The following is a 19,556-nucleotide window of genomic DNA, read 5'->3' on the forward strand; positions in this document are numbered from 1 at the left end:
TGACGCCCTCATATCCGGCAAGCTGTACGGCCAGCCCACCGAGCGCACCAGCAAGAGCGGCAAACCGTTCGCCCTGGCCAAGGTGCGCGCCGCTGGTGGCGACGGTGAAAGCCTGTTCGTGAACGTGATTGCCTTCGATGCCGCGCCCTGCACCGCACTGCTGGCGCTGGGAGACGGCGACAGCGTTGCCTTGTCGGGCAGCCTCACGCCCAAGGTGTGGACGGACAAGGAAGGCAACGCCCGGCCCGGCCTCGACCTGGTGGCGCACCAGGTGCTGACGGCCTACGCTGTGAGCCGCAAACGCGACACCGTGCGACAAAACGCGACAGCCCCAGCACCAGCACCAGCCCCAGCACCAGCCCCAGCACCAGCACCAGCACCAGCACCAGCACCAGCACCAGCACCAGCACCAGCACCAGCACCAGCGCCAGCGCCAGCGCCAGCGCATGGCAGGCCCAGGGATGAAGCGTGGCGGGCGATGGCGCCGCGAGATCGAAGCGGCCTCGATGACGGCGCACCGCTGGACTGGTGAGGTGCCCAGCATGACCACCACCACACCGCCGCTGCGCGCCCAGGTGCTGGCGCTGCGCCGCACGCAATCGGCCCGCGCCGTGGCCCAGGCCCTGAACATCCCCTTGGGCACGGTCAAGGCCATCAGCAGCCGCGCAGGCATCACGCGCGACAACGCCAAGATGCGCGCGTTCTTCCGGCTGCCCGAGATCGTGGCCAGCGCCTGCGCCGCACTGCAACCCCCGGTTGCAGGGGCCACCAACAGAGCGGCGCCCGTGGGGGCGCTCCTTTATGAGCTGCCTATTCGGCAGTGAACGAAGTGACGCATTCGCCAATCGACACCCGCATTTTCTGAGCTGCCTATTCGGCAGTGAACCGTGGCGTCTTGCAAGGCAAACCGCTCGTCAATTTCTGAGCTGCCTATTCGGCAGTGAACGAACGCCTGCGATAGCGCAAGGCTATCTGTCTTTTCTGAGCTGCCTATTCGGCAGTGAACGTAGCAAGCATCCCAGAAACAGGAGCCACAATTTTCTGAGCTGCCTATTCGGCAGTGAACATCGCCTGCTTGGACGTTGAGCCTAGCTTTTTTTTCTGAGCTGCCTATTCGGCAGTGAACGCACGACAGCTTGGACTTCCACCAACCGGCAAATTTCTGAGCTGCCTATTCGGCAGTGAACTACCTGTTTGGCAAGCGCGACAGTTTGGTGTTTTTCTGAGCTGCCTATTCGGCAGTGAACCCGTCTATCCTTTTGCGGGGATAGCGGTTCACTTTCTGAGCTGCCTATTCGGCAGTGAACGAAGTGACGCACAGCCCAATCGACACCCGCATTTTCTGAGCTGCCTATTCGGCAGTGAACATGGCGGCGACCTGCGGGCGCTTCTTGAGAATTTTCTGAGCTGCCTATTCGGCAGTGAACTAGAACCAGAAACGGGCAATTGATTGTCGCGCAACGAGAAAGCGCATGGTTGCGCGGCTTACCCTTTTTCTTTGCGCCAGAGCGACGAATTCGAGAAGGGTGCAAATTCTGCCGAAAACATCGCACCAAACCGCGCCACCAGCGTGACCACCCTGACGCCACGGGAAACGCTGGCGCTGTCCAAGCTGTTGGCCGGGGTGGTTCTGGACTTTGGTGCGGGGAAGTAGGCGCAGGCTCAGTTTTGAGCCACGAGGCACACCCCACCACCAGCCCGGCCCCTGCGCCGGGTTTTTGCTTTCGGCGCGCGGCTTAACTTCCGTCAGTGGCGGGAGTCCAGTTCCCGCAGGCCGTTGGCGACAGGGGCGAGGAAAGGGCGAGGGTGATGTTGGGGTGATGCTGCGGGCGTGAACACTAAGGTTTGCGCCCTGGAATTTTCGGAGGCGGTCACGCGCACGGACGGCAAGGTTACGGCAAGGAATCCAACGCAGTACGCGCACGGGAATTTTCCGAGGCGGTCACGCGCGGGGGAGCGGTATCCACGCTGGTATCCAAGGAATCAGGCATTTGCTGGATGGTTACCAGCGCATGGTTACCAGGCCGGTTACCAACGAAAGCGCACTTTTCTGGAGAGCACTTAACAGCCTGCTTAACAGCGAAAGCGCACTTTTCCGCAGGTGTTTCCAGCCGCAGGTTTCCAAGCGGGTTTCCACGGGAACCTGTCAAAACCTTACCTTCGGGACAGTGCGCAAGGATGCGGTGCGCGGTCTGGTACACACGGAAAGCGGCGTGTGAACTTGTCAAAACTTTACATCTTGGGCGGTACGCACAGGGGTGGTACGCAAGCTGGTACGCACGGAATCGGGGGCGCTGGCGCAGGTTAGCGCTGGCAGGTTAGCGCTGGCAGGTTAGCGCCGTGGTTAGCGCCGATTGAAGGTGTTGACCGCACCGCAGTAGATGCGCCGCCGCTGGCACGACTATGGACACTGCCAGCTTTCGCCAAGGGTGACACAGCTCGCCTTGGCAACGGCGCAGGGGGAAGTGTAGGGGCTGGCTATGCACCCAGTGTGTGCAGCAATACCGGCTCAAAACTGAGCCGGTATCGGACGACAGCTCAAAACTGAGCCATCGATACCGACCACTGCCCATTCACCGTGCTGCTGGCAAATGCTGGCACCACGGCTGAATTTTCAGCCCTCGATGGCAAGGGGCTGGATTTCAAGTCTGACCCATCGCCCATGCGCAATCAGCCGACTATTGGCCGTGTGCCTTGCAACCGGAAATGAGCCGGTAGCAAAAGGGGGTCACGAAATGTCACCCCCTTTGGCGAGATGCCTTCAGAACTGAGGCCATCTGCTGACCTGAGTTCTTGGGCCAGCGCCACACCGGCTGAAAATTCAGCCAATCTCCAACGTGCTGCGCGCTGGTGCGGTGCAAAAGCTGCACCCCAGGCAAATACCCGGAATCTGGGTAGTTTGAGCTGGTGGGGTAGCGACCGGCGAGGTCATGGCCAAACCGCGTGGCATGGCGCCCACCACCACGGCCAGCGCCAGCACCGTGCGCCTACTGCTGGCGCTGGTGTCGGCAATGCACTGCTGCGCAACGCTGCCGAGCTGCTGACCTGGTGCCACTGCCCGACCACCACGACCAGCGCCAGCGCGATCAAAAGATGTTGCGCCGCACTGACAAGGGGGTCACTTTTCTTTTTGTTGGTATTTTTGTTGGTACTTTTCGCAAAAACAGAACTTCTACAGAGGGAAATTCGATTCCGACAACCCCTCAATGAAAGCCCGTCAACTGTTTGCAGTTGGCGGGCTTTTTCAATCTGCAAGCATCAGGCCTGCACTTTCAGGCGAATGGATGTGACGTCCCAGCCTTTGCTGCGCAAGTGGGATTGCAGTGCAGGTATTAGTTGCCGCATTTTGGCTGCAGCAGCGTTGCTTTTCACCAAAATGCACCATGTTTGTCCGTCGATCGGGCCAGCTTGTACGCTGGCACGCAGCGGTGCAGGAATCAGCGGTGCCACGCAGCGCAAACGGTCGCTGGAGTCACGGGTCAGCGCCGCCAGTTTGGCGAGCATGGGCGACTCTTCGGAGGCTTGCTGTAGTGATACGGCGTAGTGGCGGCGGTGCATTGGCGCGGTGCTGGTGCAATCCATGAAGTGTGTTGGATTATCGAGCAAGTCCGTGCAGGTGTTGTGCGACGGTGGTGTCCATGGATATCGATGGTAGCGGCCCCACTACGGCGTCCATCCATATCCGACCAAGTGGTCACCATGTGGGCGGGTAAAATTCGGCGTCCGGGGTCAGTGGGGCATCTGTTGCCATGACGGCAAGGGGTCTGCTGGTTCCATCTGAATTCATTTCTTCACAGGGATTTCGGACACTCTGCCAGTTTTGCGCTGGTAGCGTGTTTCTGCTCGCATGGCCACCAACTTCCTTACCAAACTTTTCGGCAGCCGCAATGATCGGCTTCTCAAGCAATACCGCAAGACGGTGGCGCGCATCAATGCGATGGAACCCGAATTTGAAAAGCTGGATGATCAGGCGCTGCGTGCCAAGACGCAAGAATTCAAAGAGCGCGTAGCCAAGGGTGAAACTCTCGATGCCCTTTTGCCTGAGGCATTTTGCGTAGTGCGCGAAGGCTCCAAGCGCATCATGAAAATGCGGCATTTTGATGTGCAATTGCTCGGTGGCATGGCCCTGCACTACGGGAAAATTGCCGAAATGCGCACCGGTGAGGGCAAAACCCTGACGGCCACGCTGCCCGTGTACCTCAACGCACTTTCCGGCAAAGGGGTACATGTGGTCACGGTGAACGATTATTTGGCCAGTCGTGATGCCAAATGGATGGGGCGGCTTTACAACTTTCTGGGTCTGACGGTGGGCATCAATTTGCCCAACATGCCGCGCGAAGAAAAACAGGCCGCTTACGCCGCTGACATCACCTACGGCACCAACAACGAGTACGGCTTTGACTACCTGCGCGACAACATGGTCTATGAGGCCCGTGATCGCGTGCAAGGCCAGCTCAATTACGCCATCGTCGATGAGGTGGACTCCATCCTGATCGACGAAGCCCGTACCCCATTGATCATCAGTGGCCAGGCCGAAGACCACACCGCCATGTACATCGCGATGCACAAGGTGGTGCCCTTGCTGGTGCGCCAGGAAGGCGAGGCCGATCCGCGCACCGGCGAGGGCGTAACCAAGCCCGGGGACTTCACGCTGGACGAGAAAACGCACCAGATTTTCCTGACCGAGCAAGGCCACGAAACCGCTGAGCGCGTGCTGGCGGCCCAAGGCTTGATTGCCGAGGGCGCCTCCCTCTACGACCCCGCCAACATCACGCTGATGCACCACCTGTATGCAGCACTGCGGGCCAACCACCTCTATCACCGCGACCAGCACTACGTGGTGCAAAACGGCGAGATCGTCATCGTCGATGAGTTCACGGGGCGCTTGATGTCGGGCCGCCGCTGGAGCGAAGGTTTGCACCAGGCCGTCGAGGCCAAAGAAGGCGTGCAAATCCAGGCTGAAAACCAGACGCTGGCGTCCATCACCTTCCAGAACTATTTCCGCCTGTACGGCAAACTCTCGGGCATGACTGGCACCGCCGATACCGAAGCCTACGAGTTCCAGGAAATTTACGGCCTCGAAACCGTGGTCATTCCGCCCAACCGCCCCAGTAAGCGCGACGACCAGCTCGACCGCATCTACAAAACCACCAAAGAAAAATACGACGCGGCCATCCAGGATATCCGCGAGTGCCATGAACGCGGTCAGCCGGTGCTGGTGGGCACCACGTCGATCGAGAACTCCGAAATCATCGACCAGTTGCTCAACCAAGCAGGCCTGCCCCACCAGGTGCTCAATGCCAAGCAGCATGCCCGCGAAGCCGACATCGTTGCGCAGGCCGGGCGCACCGGCATGATCACCATTGCCACCAATATGGCCGGTCGTGGTACTGACATTGTGCTGGGCGGCAATATCGAAAAAGACATTGCCCAGATCGAGGCCGACGAGTCCCTGGATGACGCTACCCGCCAGGCCCGCATTGAGGCTTTGCGCGCGGCCTGGGCGCAGGAAAATGAAAAGATCAAAGCCCTGGGTGGCCTGCGCATCATTGCCACTGAGCGCCATGAGTCGCGCCGCATTGACAACCAGTTGCGGGGCCGCTCGGGCCGCCAGGGCGACCCGGGCTCGTCGCGCTTTTACCTCAGCCTGGACGACTCGCTGATGCGCATTTTTGCGGGCGACCGGGTGCGCGCCATCATGGATCGCCTGAAGATGCCCGAAGGCGAGGCCATTGAGGCCGGCATTGTTACGCGCAGCATTGAATCGGCGCAGCGCAAAGTGGAAGCGCGCAACTTCGATATCCGCAAGCAACTGCTCGAATACGACGATGTGGCCAACGACCAGCGCAAGGTGATCTACCAGCAGCGCAACGAAATCCTCGATGCACAAGCCCTACACGACGTGATCCATGCCATGCGCGAGGATTGCTTTACCGACCTGGTACGCCAGCATGTGCCCGTCGAGTCGGTGGAGGAGCAGTGGAACCTGCCTGCCCTGGAGAAAGCCCTGGCCGAAGAATGGCAGCTGCCCCTGGCACTGCGCGCCGAAGTGGAAGGCGCCCAGTCCATCACCGATGACGAGGTGCTGGAGAAAGTCCTTACCGCCGCCCACGCTGCCTTCCAGGCCAAGGTGGAGCTGGTGGGCGAGGAGAACTTCACGCAGTTCGAGCGTGTGGTATTGCTGCAAAGCTTCGACTCCAACTGGCGCGATCACCTGAGTGCGCTGGACTACCTGCGCCAGGGTATCCACCTGCGCGGTTATGCGCAGAAGCAGCCCAAGCAGGAGTACAAGCGCGAGGCTTTCGAGCTGTTCCGCCAGCTCATCGACATGGTGAAAAACGAAGTCACCAAAACGCTGATGACCGTGCAGGTGCAGTCGCCCACGCAGCTGGGCCAGGCCGCTGAGGACATGGAGCAGCGCGCCGAGAGCATTGCCAACGTGACCTACAGCGCGCCCACCGAAACCGGCGATGTCGAGGTCACGGTGGACGAGCGCACCCTGAGCGTGCAGCAAAAGGTGGCTGCCGGTGGCCGCGTGGGCCGCAACGACCCTTGCCCCTGCGGTAGTGGTCAAAAATACAAGCAGTGCCACGGCAAGCTGGCCTGAAAACCAGTCGCGAAACCACTGCACAATCGCACGGGCTTCGGCCCGTGTTTGCATTGCCCTTCTTCTTTTCGATTTATTCAGGAAGCCTTTTATGCCCGTGAATCTGTCTGCCCCTGTGGCCTCTGAACTGCTGCCGGTGGCCGGTGTGCGCATTGGCGTCACCGAAGCCGGTGTGCGCAAGGCCAACCGCAAAGACCTGACCGTGTTTTTGCTGGATGAAGGCACCAGCGTGGCTGGCGTGTTCACGCAGAACCGCTTTTGCGCTGCGCCAGTGCAGGTCAGCCGCGAGCACCTGGCTGCGGGCCAGGGCGTGCGTGCCATGGTGATCAACACTGGCAACGCCAATGCGGGCACGGGTGCCGATGGCCTGGCGCGTGCGCGTGCCACCTGCGAGGCGTTGGCTGCGCAACTGGGCGTGGCAGCCGTGCAAATCCTGCCGTTTTCTACCGGCGTCATCATGGAGCCGCTGCCGGTGGAGCGCATTGCAGCTGGCCTGCCTGCCGCCATCGCCGACGCCCAGACGGCCCACTGGGGCCGTGCCGCCGAGGGCATCATGACCACCGACACCCTGCCCAAGGCTTTCAGCGCCCAGGTGCGCATCGGTGGCGCCGTGGTCAACATCACCGGCATCAGCAAAGGCGCTGGCATGATCCGCCCGAACATGGCGACCATGCTGGGCTTTTTGGCCACCGACGCGGCCATTGCCCCCGAGTTGCTGCAAGGCTTGGTGCGCGAGCTGGCCGAGGGCTCTTTCAACCGCGTGACTATCGACGGTGATACCTCCACCAACGATTCCTTTGTGCTCATGGCCACGCACCGGGCGGGCAACGCGCCCATCACCGCGCTCGACAGCGACGATGGCCGCGCGCTCAAGGCCGCGCTGCTGGGCGTGGCACAAAAGCTCGCCCAGGCCATCGTGCGCGATGGCGAAGGCGCCACCAAATTCATCACCGTGCGTGTCGAAGGCGGCAAGACCAGCGAAGAATGCCGTCAGGTGGCCTACGCCATCGCCCACTCGCCGCTGGTCAAAACCGCTTTTTACGCCAGCGACCCGAACCTGGGCCGCATTCTGGCCGCCGTGGGTTACGCCGGTATCACCGACCTGGACCAGACCGGCATCGACCTGTACCTGGACGACGTGCATGTGGCCGTGCAAGGCGGGCGCAACCCCGCTTACCGTGAAGAGGACGGCCAGCGCGTGATGAAGCAAAGCGAAATCACCGTGCGCGTGCTGCTGGGCCGGGGGGATGCGCAAGACACCGTCTGGACGTGCGACTTCAGCCACGACTACGTCACCATCAACGCCGATTATCGCTCCTGATTTAATAGCTGCTTGCGCTTGTATAGCAAGCCTTTGAGGGCAAAATGAATCAAAATTTTGAACATTTACTGCTGCGGGCCGAGCAGCTCATCACGCGCATTGAATCGGTGCTACCGCAGCCGCTGTCGGCGCCCGACTGGGCCGCTGCCATTGCCTGGCGCTACCGCAAGCGCAGCAGCGGCCATGGCACGCTGGAGCCGGTGCGCCACGTGGGTAGCATGGCGCTGCACGACCTGAAAGAGATCGACGCGCAAAAAGAAAAAATCCAGCGCAACACCGCGCAGTTTGTGGCCGGGCGCAGCGCCAACAACGTGCTGCTGACCGGCGCGCGCGGCACCGGCAAATCCTCCCTCATCAAAGCCTGCCTGAACGCTTTTGCGCCCCAGGGCCTGCGGCTGATTGAAGTGGACAAGGCCGATCTGGTCGATTTGCCCGACATCGTGGACGTGGTGGCCGGGCGGCCCGAGAAATTCATCGTCTTTTGCGATGACCTGAGCTTTGACGATGGCGAGCCCGGCTACAAGGCGCTCAAATCCATTCTGGACGGCTCGGTGGCTGCGGCCACGCCCAACGTGCTGGTCTACGCCACCAGCAACCGGCGCCACCTGCTGCCCGAATACATGTCAGAGAACCTCAGCTACCAGCACACGCCCGATGGCGAAGTGCATCCGGGTGAGGGCGTAGAAGAAAAAATCTCCCTCTCCGAGCGCTTTGGCCTGTGGGTGAGCTTTTACCCTTTCAGCCAGGAGGAATACCTGGCCATCGTGGCGCAGTGGCTGTCGGCGCTGGGCGTGGATGCCGCAGCCATCGCGGCGGCACGGCCCGAGGCGCTGGTCTGGGCGCTGGAGCGTGGCTCGCGCAGTGGCCGCGTGGCCTACCAGTTTGCCCGTGACTACGCCGGGCGCACCGAGCCTGCCCATGCCAGCCCGGCGCAGATTGCCGACGTGGCTGGACTGAGCGACGAAACCAGCACCCTGTGATGGCCCCTGGCGCCGCCAGGGCGCCATTTTTTGGAGCTTTGCCATGAGCGATGCCACCTCTGTTACCACTGCCAGCGCTGCCCCTGCACGCACCCATACAGAAGTCGCTGTGGGCGTGCTGCTGCGCGCCGATGGCGCCATGCTGTTGTCCACCCGCCCGCCGGGCAAGGCGTATGAAGGCTACTGGGAGTTTCCCGGCGGCAAGATCGAAACGGGTGAAACCGTGGAGCAGGCCCTGCGCCGTGAACTGATCGAAGAACTGGGCGTGACCATCGGCCCCGCCCAGGTCTGGAAAGTCACCGAGCACGACTACCCGCACGCACTGGTGCGTCTGCACTGGTGCAAAGTCACCGAATGGAGTGGCGAGTTCGAGATGCGCGAAGGCCAAATCATGGCCTGGCAGCAGTTGCCGCTGCAAGTGCGCCCGGTGCTGCCCGGTGCCTACCCGGTGCTGCAATGGCTGGCCGAGGAGCGCGGCCAGACTTTTGACCCTGAATCGCTCCTGGAATGAGAGCTGCTAGCGCCCACGGGATGGGCGTTAGCAGCGTTTTTGATACTTAATTTTGCAGGCGCGGATCGCCATAAGGCGCATCGTCTGGTGGTGCCTCGGTGGGCACGGCAAAGTCTTCGCTGGCCCAGGCACCCAGGTCGATCTGCTTGCAGCGCTCGCTGCAAAAAGGTCGCCAAGGGTTTTGCGGGCTGTACAGACTGGGCCCGCCGCAGGTAGGGCAGGGCACCTGCCGGGCGGCAGGGCTATCAGGGCTTGCGGGGGGTGGGGTGGTGCTCATGGGCGGCATCTTCAGGCACACAGGGTCAGTTCAAACGTGGCGTCATCCTGGCAGGCCAGCAGATGCCCGTCCTCTTGCAGGCGCATGAGGCGCACCGACACCAGCAAGCGGTTGCCGCTGATTTCCGGAATCAGGCCCAGTGACGGGTCAATGGCCAGGCGCAACAGCTGGAACGTGCGCCCTTGGGGCAGGTTCTGCTGGAAATGGCCATGCTCTGCCGCCACCTTTTGCGGTATGCCCGAGTCGCGCAGCAGCTTGAGCAGCACATAAATGGATTCGGCCAGCGGCGCCAGTGTGCTGGCCCAGCCTTCCAGGGCCTGCTGGCGCACTGCGGGTGCGTTGTGCTGCCAAGCAAAATAGCCCGGCAAATCAAAGCCGCAGGTGCCACCGGGAATGCCGATGCGGCTGCGGATGCTCATGAGCCAGTCGTTCTCGGTCAGCGCCTGGCCCGCTTTGCCCGACTGGGCATTGATGGCCGCGAAGCAGCGGTCAAGCTGCGCCACCACACCATCGAGCACGGCCTCGGAAATCGACGGGTTGCCCCGGTAGCTGTCGAGCTGGTGCTTTTGCCGCTCAATGTCTTTGAGCACGTCGGTTTTGAGGTCGGCGCGCGCGGCCACATCCATGATCTCAAAGATCGTGGTCAGGGCAAAGTGGTGGTCCAGCGGGTGCGAGCGGGGAATGAGTTCGCCCAGTCGGCGGAACAACTGCTCCAGTCGCAGGTAAGTGCGAATGCGTTCGTTGAAGGGGTATTCGTAAAGGATCACGCTGCCGGGTTCCTGATGGGAGAGAGCGGACGCCGTGGGCTTGTGGTGCTGGACGACTGCAGAAAAGGCGAATTTCATCATAGCCCGAACCGCTGGGCCACCAGGCGCACTTGCGCCTGTAGTGCGGGCAGGCTCAGACCATCGTTGTAGAGCACGATGTCGGCACCCGCACGGCGCTGCTGGCGGCTGGCCTGCGATGCCATGATGGCTTGCACGGCGGCTGGCGTGAGTGCGCTGCGCGCCACCACGCGGCTGATTTGCGTGGACTCACGGCAATCCACCACCAGTACGGCGCTGAGTTGGCGCGGCCAGTGCCCGGATTCGATCAGCAGCGGAATATCCTGCACCACCAGCCGGTGGCCTGCGGCCAGTGCCGCTTGCACGCGCTCTTCAGAGACGCGCCCGACCAGCGGATGCACGATGGCTTCGAGCTGCTGGCGCGCTGCCGGGTGCGCAAAAGCGTGCTCGCGCATGCGGGGGCGATCCAGGGCGCCAGTGGCATCGAGAAAATCGGCGCCAAAGGTGCGGGCAATGTCTGCCATGGCTGCACCGCCAGCACCGGTGAGTTCGCGGGCAATCTGGTCGGCATCGACCAGCGCAGCACCCAGCTCCACCAGCATGCGCGCCACGGTGCTTTTGCCGCTGCCAATGCCGCCGGTCAGTCCCAGGCGGGTGGCGTGGTGAATGCCTGCACTCACAGGCCCAGCGCGCCCAGAATGGTGTGCAGTACCGTCTGCGGCCCCCAGATGAGAGCGATCAGTCCGGCACCGACCAGAAATGGGCCAAACGGCACATAGCCACCTTCGCGCAGGCTGCTGGAGAGCTTCATGGCGATGCCTACGACCGCGCCCACCACGGAGGCCAGCAAAATCAGCGGAACCAGGGCCTGCCAGCCAAACCAGGCGCCCAGAGCGGCAAACAGTTTGAAGTCGCCGTAGCCCATGCCTTCCTTGCCAGTGGCGAGCTTGAAACCCCAGTACACCAGCCACAGCGACAGGTAGCCACTGGCAGCACCCACCACGGCCTGGGGCAGCGCCACATCCGTCCATTGCAGCGTTGACGCCAGCAGCCCGGCCCAGAGCAGGGGCAGGGTGATGTCATCGGGCAGCAGCGTGGTGTCCCAGTCGATGAAAGCCAGCACCACCAGCGCAGCACAAAAGCCGCACCAGGCCAAGCCGGTGGGCGTCAGGCCCCAGCGGTGAATGCAAAAGAAAAACAAGCCTGCGGTGATCAGCTCCACCAGCGGGTAGCGCAGGCTGATGGGTGCCTGGCAGGCCGAACAGCGCCCACGCAAGAACACGTAACTCAGCACCGGAATGTTTTCGTACCAGCGCACCTGGTGCCCGCAAGACTGGCAGCGCGAGCGCGGCTGCGAGAGGTTGAAGACACCCTGCGGGGGCGCCGCCACGCCCGTGGCACCGGGCAGGGTGGCGGCATATTCAGCGCACTCGGCGGCCCACTGCCGCTCCAGCATTTTGGGCAGGCGGTAGATGACCACGTTCAAAAAGCTGCCCACCAGCAGACCCAGCACACCCAACAGGGCGGCATCCAACCACAGTTCCATGCCCATCAGACCACCTGTCCCAGCTTGAAGATGGGCAGGTACATCGACACCACGATGCCGCCGATCAAACCGCCCAGAAACACGATGATGATGGGCTCCATCAGGCTGGACAGCCCGGCCACCATCTCATCGACTTCTTCTTCGTAAAAATCGGCTGCCTTGCCCAGCATGTGGTCAATGGAGCCCGATTCTTCCCCGATGGCGCACATCTGCAACACCATGGAGGGGAAGATATTGGCATTGGTCATGGCCGCCGTCAGGCTGGTGCCGGTGGACACCTCTTGCTGGATTTTGTCGGTGGCCATGGCATACACCGAGTTGCCTGCTGCACCACCCACTGAGTCCAGTGCCTCCACCAGCGGCACGCCCGCAGCAAACATGGTCGAGAGCGTGCGCGTCCAGCGCGCCACTGCCGATTTCTCGATCAGGATGCCGAAGATCGGTATTTTCAGCATCAGCCTGTCCATGAACATCTGTACTTTTTCGCTGCGGCGCCATGCCTGCATGAAAAAGTAGAAGCCGCCGCCGAGCACACCAAAAATCAGCCACCACCACTGCACAAAGATTTCACTGATGCCCATGACCAGCAAGGTGGGTGCGGGTAGGTCGGCGCCGAACGAGGTAAAAACCTCCTTGAAGGCCGGGATCACGAAAATCATGATCACCGTCACCACCACAAAGGCCACGATGACCACGGAAATGGGGTACATCAGGGCCGATTTGATCTTGCCCTTGATGGCCTCGGTCTTTTCCATGTACATGGCCAGCCGGTCGAGCAGGGCTTCCAGAATACCGGCCGCCTCGCCGGCTTCGACCAGGTTGCAGTACAGGCTGTCGAAGTACAGCGGGTACTTGCGAAACGCTGCGTTCAGCGAGGTGCCCGTTTCCACATCGGCGCGGATGTCGTTGAGCAGCTTGCCCACGCTGGGGTTGGTGTTGCCCCGGCCCACGATGTCAAACGCCTGCAAAAGTGGCACACCGGCCTTCATCATGGTGGCCATCTGGCGGGTGAACAGGGCAATGTCTTTGGGCTTGATCTTTTTGCCCGAGCGCATGTTGCGCTTTTTGATTTTGGTCGGAAAAACCCCCTGGCGGCGTAACATGGCCTGCACCTGGTTTTCGCCAGAGGCACGGGTTTCGCCACGCACGATTTTGCCGTTGCGGTCTTTGCCCTCCCATTCAAAGACGTAGTCCTTGATGCCCTGTGATGCAGCGGTCGCCATGGCACTTCCTCGTTGGTATGGTTTTTATAGGTTGGTGACGGCCAGCACTTCTTCCAGGGACGTCATGCCCTGGCGCACCTTGTGCAAACCCGATTCGCGCAGTGATCTGACCCCTTCGCGTTTGGCTTGTTCGGCAATTTCGAGGGCACTGCCATCACGCAGGATGATCCGCTGGATCTCCTCTGAAATGGGCATGACCTGGTAGATACCGACGCGCCCCTTGTAGCCGTTGTTGCAGGCCGAGCAGCCCACGGGCCGGTAGGGCGCCCAGCTGCCATCGAGTTCCTCATCGGTAAAACCGGCTTCGAGCAGGGCTTCGTGGGGAATGTCGGCAGGTGCTTTGCACTGCGGACACAGGCGCCGGGCCAAGCGCTGGGCTGTGATCAGGATCACGCTGGAGGCAATGTTGAACGGTGCAATGCCCATGTTGCGCATGCGCGTCAGCGTGGTCGGTGCGTCGTTGGTGTGCAGCGTCGAGAGCACCAAGTGGCCAGTTTGCGCTGCCTTGATGGAGATGTCGGCGGTTTCCAGGTCGCGAATTTCACCCACCATGATGATGTCCGGGTCCTGGCGCAGGAAGGACTTGAGCGCTGCCGCAAAGGTCAGCCCGGCTTTTTCATTGACGTTAACCTGGTTGACGCCGGGGAGGTTGATTTCCGAGGGGTCTTCGGCGGTGGCGATGTTCACCCCCGGCTTGTTGAGCAGGTTCAGACACGAGTACAGCGACACCGTTTTGCCCGATCCGGTAGGCCCTGTCACCAAAATCATGCCGTAGGGGCGGCCAATGGCGTGCAGCAGGCGCTCTTTTTCCTCGGGGTCGTAACCCAGCGCTTCAATGCCCATTTTGGCGCTGCTGGGGTCAAGGATACGGATCACGATTTTTTCGCCAAACAGCGTGGGCAGGGTGCTGACACGAAAGTCAATGACCCGGTTGGGGCCCACCTTGAGCTTCATGCGCCCGTCCTGGGGCACGCGCTTTTCGGAGATGTCCAGCCGCGAGATCACCTTGATGCGCGAAGCCAGCTTGTCCTTGATGGCAATGGGTGGCGAGGCAATCTCGCGCAGTTCGCCGTCGATGCGAAAGCGCACGCGGTAATGGTGTTCGTAGGGCTCGAAGTGCAAGTCCGAGGCGCGCATGTTGAACGCGTCCAGCAGCATCTTGTGCAAAAACTTGACGATGGGCGCATCTTCAACCTCGTTGGCGCCCGTGTCCTGGGTCTCGGCGGCTTCTTCGACCGGGACATCATCGAACTCGAAATCGCCGCCGCCAGTAATAGCGTCCAGGGTTTCGCTGGCGCTTTTGCCGTTGGCCTCCACCATGGCGCTGAGCTTGTCGTATTCGGCAATGACCCAGTCCACGCCCATCTGGGTGCTGAACTTGATTTTTTCGGCGGCTTCCTGGTCGGTGGGGTCGGCCGAGGCCACGATCAGGCGGTTGTTGCGCTTGCTCAGCACCACGACGCGGTAGGCGGTGCAGATTTTGGCGTCGAGCAGTTCGCGTGGCAGGCGTTGCGGGTCGATGGCGTTCAGATCGAGCAGCGGGGCACCAAAAATGGACGATACCGTGTGCGCCAGATCCGCCGCAGACACCGCCCCCGAGCCAATCAGCTCGTTGATGAAACGCGAGCGGCTGGCCAATGATTTGCGGTAAATCTCTTCAGCCGACTTTTCTGTCAGCTTGCCAGCAGAAATGAGCGCCCTGCCCAAACCTGGGAGCGCGACTGTTGCTGAGTCTTTGGTGGGGGTGTCAACAGCGGCCATGTAACCGGAAGGGATAAAAATCAATGGGCCATCGTATCACCGCCCATGCGCCCCGGTCTGCCAATCAGCGGGGGCTATCCTGGGCTTGGGCGCCTGTTGGCATGGGCCAGGTCTGCTGTGCAGGGCCATCAACCGATGGTCCCCTCGACAGGAATCGAACCTGTATCTAGCGCTTAGGAGGCACTCGTTCTATCCATTGAACTACGAGGAGGCTAAGGCGGCGATTGTACGTGTTCTTTTGCTTCTTTATTGATAGCTGCTTGCGCCCATCTGGCGGGCGTTACAGGCCAATTTGATTCAGAAAGTTACAGCGTTTCAGTCGTGGCGCACGGTGTAGACGATGTCCAGCGCGCTTTTGGCGCCGGTCTGGCCGCGCAGGGTCAGGCGGCGCGAGAGGTCGTAGAAAATGTAGAGCGTGCCCAGCGCGCCCGAGAGGCTGCGCTCGTAGGTCACGTACAGGTCTTGCGATAAGCGCTTGCCGAAGGTGAGCGCCGCGCCGCTGGCATCCTGGCCCGCGCCGGGGCCTTTGAAGCCGATTTCATCCAGCCCCAGGCGGCTGGCGACCCCAGCGGTGGGGCTGTGGCCACCGCGCCCGAGCAGGCCCAAGGCGGCCTGTTGCAGCAGGGCCGACTCGGCGCCGCCGCTGGCGGCGTCGCGCCCTAGCACCACCCAGGAGAGCTTTTCGGCATCGGGCAGATCGGGGCTGGAGTAGAGCCGCACGCGCGGCGCCTGCGCCGTGCCGCTGACTTGCACGCCCGCGCGCACGCTGATGTTGGGGCGCAGCGCCAGGATGTCGAGCGCGGGGTTGTCATAAGGGCCGTTGAAGCGCAGCAGGCCGGTTTCCACGTCCAGCATCTGGCCCCAGGCGCGGTAGCGGCCTTGCACGGTGGTGATCTCGCCGGTGACGCGTGGCGGTGCCCCGGCCACGGCGCCGCTGCGGATGTCCAGCTCGCCAGTCAGGCGCGTGGTGATGCCGTGGCCTTGCAGGGCAAAGTCCTGGCCCAGGTTCACGGTGAGGGCGATGTCGGGCGGCTTGGCCGTTTGCGCGCGGGCGGCGGTCTGGCTGGCACGCCGGGCTTGCTCAGCCTTGGCCTGGTCGATGGCGGCGGAGCGCACCACCACGTCGCTGCCCAGCCGGGGCGCTGACGCTTCGGGCAGCAAGATGGTGGCGCGGTCGGTGGTGAGCTGGCCGCGCAGGGTGACCTGGCCCTGGCGCAGGCTGGCGCGCACGTTACCCGAGAGGCTGACTTGGCGGTCGGCGCGCACCAGCACTTGCAGCGCACGGGCCTCGGCGCGCAAATCCATGGCGATGCCGGAGCCTGTGCCCAGCTCTTGCGCTGCACCTGTGCTGGCGCTGCCCCAGGTGATGCTGCCGCTGCCGTGCAGGCTACCGCCATCTTGCGGTGCGCTCGTGCGGTTGCCGCTGTAGCCGGCGATGCGGGCACGACTGCCCTGGCCGCCGTGCAATACGAACTCGGTGATGTCCAGGCGATCGCCGCGCAACGCAGCGCGCAGGCGGCCACCTTGCAAGTCCACCCCATCAAGGAGCGAGCGCAGCGCCAGTTGGTCGGCGCCCAGCGTGCCCTGCCAGCGCGGTGCGCTGCGATCGCCCGAGAGCATGGCATCGGCATCCAGCGTGCCGCCGATGCGCCAGCCCGGCGGCGCCAGCACCGACCACACGCCCAGATCGGGCAGGCGGGCGCGGATGCGCGCGGCCAGCGGCGCCTGCGTGGGCCACACCCAGGCCCCGTTCTCACGCGCCAGGCGGGTGCTGGCATCGGCCTCGATATGGCCAGCGCGTTCGCTGTCCCACAGCAGGCGGGCACGCAGTTGTTCGCCTTCGGCGCTCAGTTGCAGCGTGGCCTGGCGCACGCCCGCAGCGGTGCCGGGTGCGTTGCTGCTGGCGCGCGCCAGTGGCTGGGCGCCGCTGCTGCGTACGGTGGTGACGCTGGCGGCTTCGCCCGTGAGCACGTGCAGATCGCCGCTGCTGCGTTGCACGCTGGCACTGGCGCGCAGGGTGTCGGTGGCAGCCACGTCCCAGCGGCCTTCCAGAACCAGGTCGCCAGCCAGTCCGCGTTCGGCCAGTGTGGCCTTGCCTGCGGGGGGCAGGGCGTCGGCCCATGCCAAGGGCAGGCCGGTGAATTCGCCGCGTGTTTGCAGTTGCAGCGCGCCTTGGGCGGGCACCTCCAGCCGCAGCGGCTGCCAGCGCAGCACGGTGGTGCCGGGTACGGGGGCAGTGATCTGGGCCTGGCCTGCGGCGGTTTCCAGACTGTGGCGCGCTTTGCCACCGGGCTGGCCATTGCGCGTTTGCCGCAGCGTGAGCGCCAGCGGCTGGGCCAGTTGCAGCGCCCAGGGGCCAGACTGTTGCGCGGGGTGTAGCTGCAATTGCAAGGCGTTGATGCTGGCGCGCCATTGGGTGGCTTGGGCGCTGGTGGTGCCCAGGCTGGCGCTGATCTGCGTTTGCAGCGTGGCGCGCTGATCGTCCACATGGGCTTGGCCGTTCACGTTGAGCGTGGCTTGGGCCAGATTGCCTGCCAGCACGGCGCGCACGCCATGCAATTGCACGTGGGTGGCGGCGTCTGTGCGATCACTGGCTGCACCTGTAGTGCCGGGTGCAGCAGGTGGCAGGATCAGGGCCAGCTGTGGTGCCTCCAGCGTGGCTTGCACGGTAAAGGGCTGCAGCGGGGCGGTGTTGGCGGTGTCGGTCGTGGGTGCAATGCCTGAGGTGGCCGCCTGCCATTGCCGTTGCAGGCTCTGCCAGCCCCCCTGCCAGCGGGCCTCCAGCCGGGTCTGGCCTTGCAGTGCGCTGCCTTGCAGCACGGCAGACAGGCCGGGCAGGCGCTGCAACCAGGCTAGCACCTGCTCTGCCGCTGCCACGTTCACTTGCAAGCTGCCGCCACCGCTGCGTTCGGCCAGTTGGCCGCTGGCTTGCACGCTGGCACCGGGCACGGTCAGCGACAGTGTGCCGCGCCCGCCGGGGGCGCTGCCCAGCGTGGCCTCGATGGCCTGGCCGCGCAATTGGGCCTGCAAGGCATCTATCTCCAGGCGTTGCAAACTGAGCCGGGGTGCATCCCACTGACCTTGCACTTGCACTTGCCCAATGCGCAGCGGCACGGCCTTGCCGCTGGCAGGTCGACCGGTGCTGCGCGCGGCCTGCAACTGGGCCGCAAAGCGCACGGCGGTGCCGTGGCTTTGGGCACTGAGATGGCCATTCAGGGCTGCGGCATCCAACTGGCGGTGCAGCGCAGCAGGTGCCAGTTGTTGCACCTGGGCGCTGGCCTGCACAGCACCATTGGCGGGGGTGTAGCTGCCTTGCAGCACGATCTGGCCCGTGCCTACCTGCAATGTGGCCTGGGGGATGCGCCACTGGGTGCCATCAAAGTCGGCACGGGCGTCCAGCGCGCTCAGGGGCAGGCGCTGTGCGTCCCAGGGGCCAGGCAGGTCGTTGCGCAACTGGGCGCTTAGCTGCCAGCCGCTGGCCTGTGGCCCTGCTTGCACGCTGCCGTGCAAAGCGGTGGCCGGGGCCTGCGGCCACAGCGCTGCCAGATTGAGTGCCCGCAGGTCGGCGCTGGCCTGTTGCAGCGGTTGCGCCGCCCAGGGTTGGAGCGTGGCGCTGATGTCGGCCTGCATGGCGTTGGTATCGGTGTGTACCGCAGCGTCGGCCTCCGGTGCGCGGCTTATCTGTGCTTGCAGTTGCAACTGTGCTGCTGCCGTGGCCAGGGTGCCGTGCAGCGTGGCCTGGGCCGACAGGTGCAGTGCCTGCCCCCCCGGGCCGGGCGTGGTAGCCCGCACCTGGCCATTGGCGGTGGCTTGCAGGGTCATGGGCGCTTGTGCTTGCAGTGTGGCCTGGGCGCGGTACTGGCCTTGGGCCAGTTCCATACGGTGGATGTCCAACTGGTGCTGGGCCAGGTCATGGCGGTAGTGGCCGCTCAGGGCATGTACCTGCACCGGCGCGGGGCCAGCCCATTCGATGTGCGCGATCTCGAAGGGCAAGTCCACGCGCACTGGCAGCACCCATTGCGCGGGAGGCTTTGTGGGCGGCGCATCGGGTTGCGGTGTGGGGGTGATGCGCACGCTGGCCACTTGCACCAGACCCAGCGCCACAGTGCGTTGCCACAGCGCTGCCAGGTTCCAGCCGATGCGGGCATCGCGCACTTCTACCGTCAGGCCGGGGCTGCTCCAGCGCAGCCAGTCCAGCTGGCCGCCGCTGCGCAGGGAGCCGCTCACGCCGCTGCTTTGCAAACTTTGCCCGGCGGGCAACCAGCGCGCGGCCTGGGCCAACGTGGTGGCCAGAGAGCTGTGCTGGCCTGCCCACCACCAGCCGAATGCGCCCAGGGAACACAACAACAGCACCAGCCCCACTACCCCCAGCAAGGCTGCCGCACCAGCGTGCCGCAACCGGCGCAGCCACGTGGGCGGGGGGGGGCTGGCGCTGCTGGCCTGCGCTGCTGCGGCCGCAAACGGATTGGGCGCCGCCGGGGTGCCAGCGGCGGCGGCAAAGGTGTCGGCGCCTGCGTCGGGGGGGATGGGGGTGCGCTGGGCCAT

General features: G+C 63.5%; 13 protein-coding genes, 1 tRNA gene, 1 pseudogene and 1 CRISPR repeat array. Of the genes and pseudogenes, 5 read left to right on the plus strand and 10 right to left on the minus strand.

The window, feature by feature from the left end; genetic code table 11:
* A pseudogene (locus EV674_RS17725) lies at positions 1–334 on the plus strand (single-stranded DNA-binding protein); the annotation flags it as partial.
* A 464-nt stretch (positions 335–798) separates the two neighbouring features.
* Positions 799–1,427: direct repeats of the CRISPR family, unit length 28 nt; unit sequence TTTCTGAGCTGCCTATTCGGCAGTGAAC.
* Positions 1,428–2,821: 1,394 nt separating this feature from the next.
* Here EV674_RS17725 and EV674_RS06880 read toward each other — a convergent pair.
* Positions 2,822–3,055: a hypothetical protein gene (locus EV674_RS06880; RefSeq protein WP_119013870.1), complete on the minus strand. Its 234-nt coding sequence runs from the start codon at positions 3,053–3,055 to the stop codon at positions 2,822–2,824.
* 203 nt (positions 3,056–3,258) lie between these two features.
* Positions 3,259–3,558, minus strand: a complete 300-nt coding sequence (locus EV674_RS06885; protein WP_119013880.1) for a hypothetical protein — start codon at positions 3,556–3,558, stop codon at positions 3,259–3,261.
* A 289-nt stretch (positions 3,559–3,847) separates the two neighbouring features.
* Between EV674_RS06885 and secA the strand changes: the two genes are divergently transcribed.
* The 4 genes from secA (at position 3,848) to EV674_RS06905 (ending at position 9,419) form a co-directional block, all read left to right on the plus strand.
* The gene (gene secA, locus EV674_RS06890) at positions 3,848–6,607 is read left to right on the plus strand and encodes a preprotein translocase subunit SecA (protein ID WP_119013869.1); all 2,760 of its coding nucleotides are present in this window, start codon (positions 3,848–3,850) and stop codon (positions 6,605–6,607) included.
* A 91-nt stretch (positions 6,608–6,698) separates the two neighbouring features.
* Positions 6,699–7,928, plus strand: a complete 1,230-nt coding sequence (gene argJ, locus EV674_RS06895; RefSeq protein WP_119013868.1) for a bifunctional glutamate N-acetyltransferase/amino-acid acetyltransferase ArgJ — start codon at positions 6,699–6,701, stop codon at positions 7,926–7,928.
* A 44-nt stretch (positions 7,929–7,972) separates the two neighbouring features.
* A complete protein-coding gene (locus EV674_RS06900; protein ID WP_119013867.1) occupies positions 7,973–8,908 on the plus strand; it encodes an ATP-binding protein in 936 nt (311 codons plus the stop codon).
* Between the two features lie 43 nt (positions 8,909–8,951).
* Positions 8,952–9,419 (plus strand): NUDIX domain-containing protein, encoded by a 468-nt coding sequence (locus EV674_RS06905; protein ID WP_119013866.1) that lies wholly within the window; start codon positions 8,952–8,954, stop codon positions 9,417–9,419.
* A gap of 46 nt (positions 9,420–9,465) precedes the next feature.
* Here the strand turns inward: EV674_RS06905 and EV674_RS06910 are convergent, their stop codons facing one another.
* The 8 genes from EV674_RS06910 to EV674_RS06945 all read right to left on the minus strand — a co-directional run bounded on the left by EV674_RS06910 (position 9,466) and on the right by EV674_RS06945 (position 19,556).
* Positions 9,466–9,696, minus strand: coding sequence for a DNA gyrase inhibitor YacG (locus EV674_RS06910; protein ID WP_119013879.1), 231 nt, complete (start codon positions 9,694–9,696; stop codon positions 9,466–9,468).
* 11 nt (positions 9,697–9,707) lie between these two features.
* Positions 9,708–10,463 carry a cell division protein ZapD gene (zapD, locus tag EV674_RS06915; RefSeq protein WP_119013878.1) on the minus strand — a complete coding sequence of 252 codons (756 nt, stop codon included), beginning with the start codon at positions 10,461–10,463 and terminating at the stop codon, positions 9,708–9,710.
* Positions 10,464–10,540: 77 nt separating this feature from the next.
* Positions 10,541–11,161, minus strand: a complete 621-nt coding sequence (gene coaE, locus EV674_RS06920; RefSeq protein WP_119013865.1) for a dephospho-CoA kinase — start codon at positions 11,159–11,161, stop codon at positions 10,541–10,543.
* Entirely contained in the window at positions 11,158–12,033 is an 876-nt protein-coding gene (locus EV674_RS06925; RefSeq protein ID WP_119013864.1) for a prepilin peptidase, read from the minus strand. Before EV674_RS06925 ends, coaE begins: the two co-directional genes overlap by 4 nt.
* Positions 12,033–13,250, minus strand: coding sequence for a type II secretion system F family protein (locus EV674_RS06930; RefSeq protein ID WP_119013863.1), 1,218 nt, complete (start codon positions 13,248–13,250; stop codon positions 12,033–12,035). The genes EV674_RS06925 and EV674_RS06930 overlap by 1 nt, the downstream gene beginning before the upstream one ends.
* Before the next feature lie 24 nt (positions 13,251–13,274).
* Complete coding sequence (gene pilB / locus EV674_RS06935; protein ID WP_119013862.1) at positions 13,275–15,011, minus strand: type IV-A pilus assembly ATPase PilB; 1,737 nt, start codon at positions 15,009–15,011, stop codon at positions 13,275–13,277.
* A 136-nt stretch (positions 15,012–15,147) separates the two neighbouring features.
* Positions 15,148–15,222 (minus strand) — tRNA-Arg (locus EV674_RS06940).
* Positions 15,223–15,326: 104 nt separating this feature from the next.
* Positions 15,327–19,556: a translocation/assembly module TamB domain-containing protein gene (locus tag EV674_RS06945; protein ID WP_119013861.1), complete on the minus strand. Its 4,230-nt coding sequence runs from the start codon at positions 19,554–19,556 to the stop codon at positions 15,327–15,329.

Source organism: Simplicispira metamorpha, assembly GCF_004341365.1.
Classification (GTDB): Bacteria; Pseudomonadota; Gammaproteobacteria; order Burkholderiales; family Burkholderiaceae_C; genus Simplicispira; species Simplicispira metamorpha.

Excerpts from the sequence above, each read along its gene's own strand:
- EV674_RS06930 (WP_119013863.1), bottom strand. The coding sequence starts at position 13,250 with ATGGCGACCGCTGCATCACAGGGCATCAAGGACTACGTCTTTGAATGG.
- secA (WP_119013869.1), top strand. The coding sequence starts at position 3,848 with ATGGCCACCAACTTCCTTACCAAACTTTTCGGCAGCCGCAATGATCGG.
- EV674_RS06925 (WP_119013864.1), bottom strand. The coding sequence starts at position 12,033 with ATGGGCATGGAACTGTGGTTGGATGCCGCCCTGTTGGGTGTGCTGGGT.
- EV674_RS06910 (WP_119013879.1), bottom strand. The coding sequence starts at position 9,696 with ATGAGCACCACCCCACCCCCCGCAAGCCCTGATAGCCCTGCCGCCCGG.
- EV674_RS06945 (WP_119013861.1), bottom strand. The coding sequence starts at position 19,556 with ATGGCCCAGCGCACCCCCATCCCCCCCGACGCAGGCGCCGACACCTTT.
- EV674_RS06905 (WP_119013866.1), top strand. The coding sequence starts at position 8,952 with ATGAGCGATGCCACCTCTGTTACCACTGCCAGCGCTGCCCCTGCACGC.
- pilB (WP_119013862.1), bottom strand. The coding sequence starts at position 15,011 with ATGGCCGCTGTTGACACCCCCACCAAAGACTCAGCAACAGTCGCGCTC.
- EV674_RS06885 (WP_119013880.1), bottom strand. The coding sequence starts at position 3,558 with ATGCACCGCCGCCACTACGCCGTATCACTACAGCAAGCCTCCGAAGAG.
- argJ (WP_119013868.1), top strand. The coding sequence starts at position 6,699 with ATGCCCGTGAATCTGTCTGCCCCTGTGGCCTCTGAACTGCTGCCGGTG.
- EV674_RS06900 (WP_119013867.1), top strand. The coding sequence starts at position 7,973 with ATGAATCAAAATTTTGAACATTTACTGCTGCGGGCCGAGCAGCTCATC.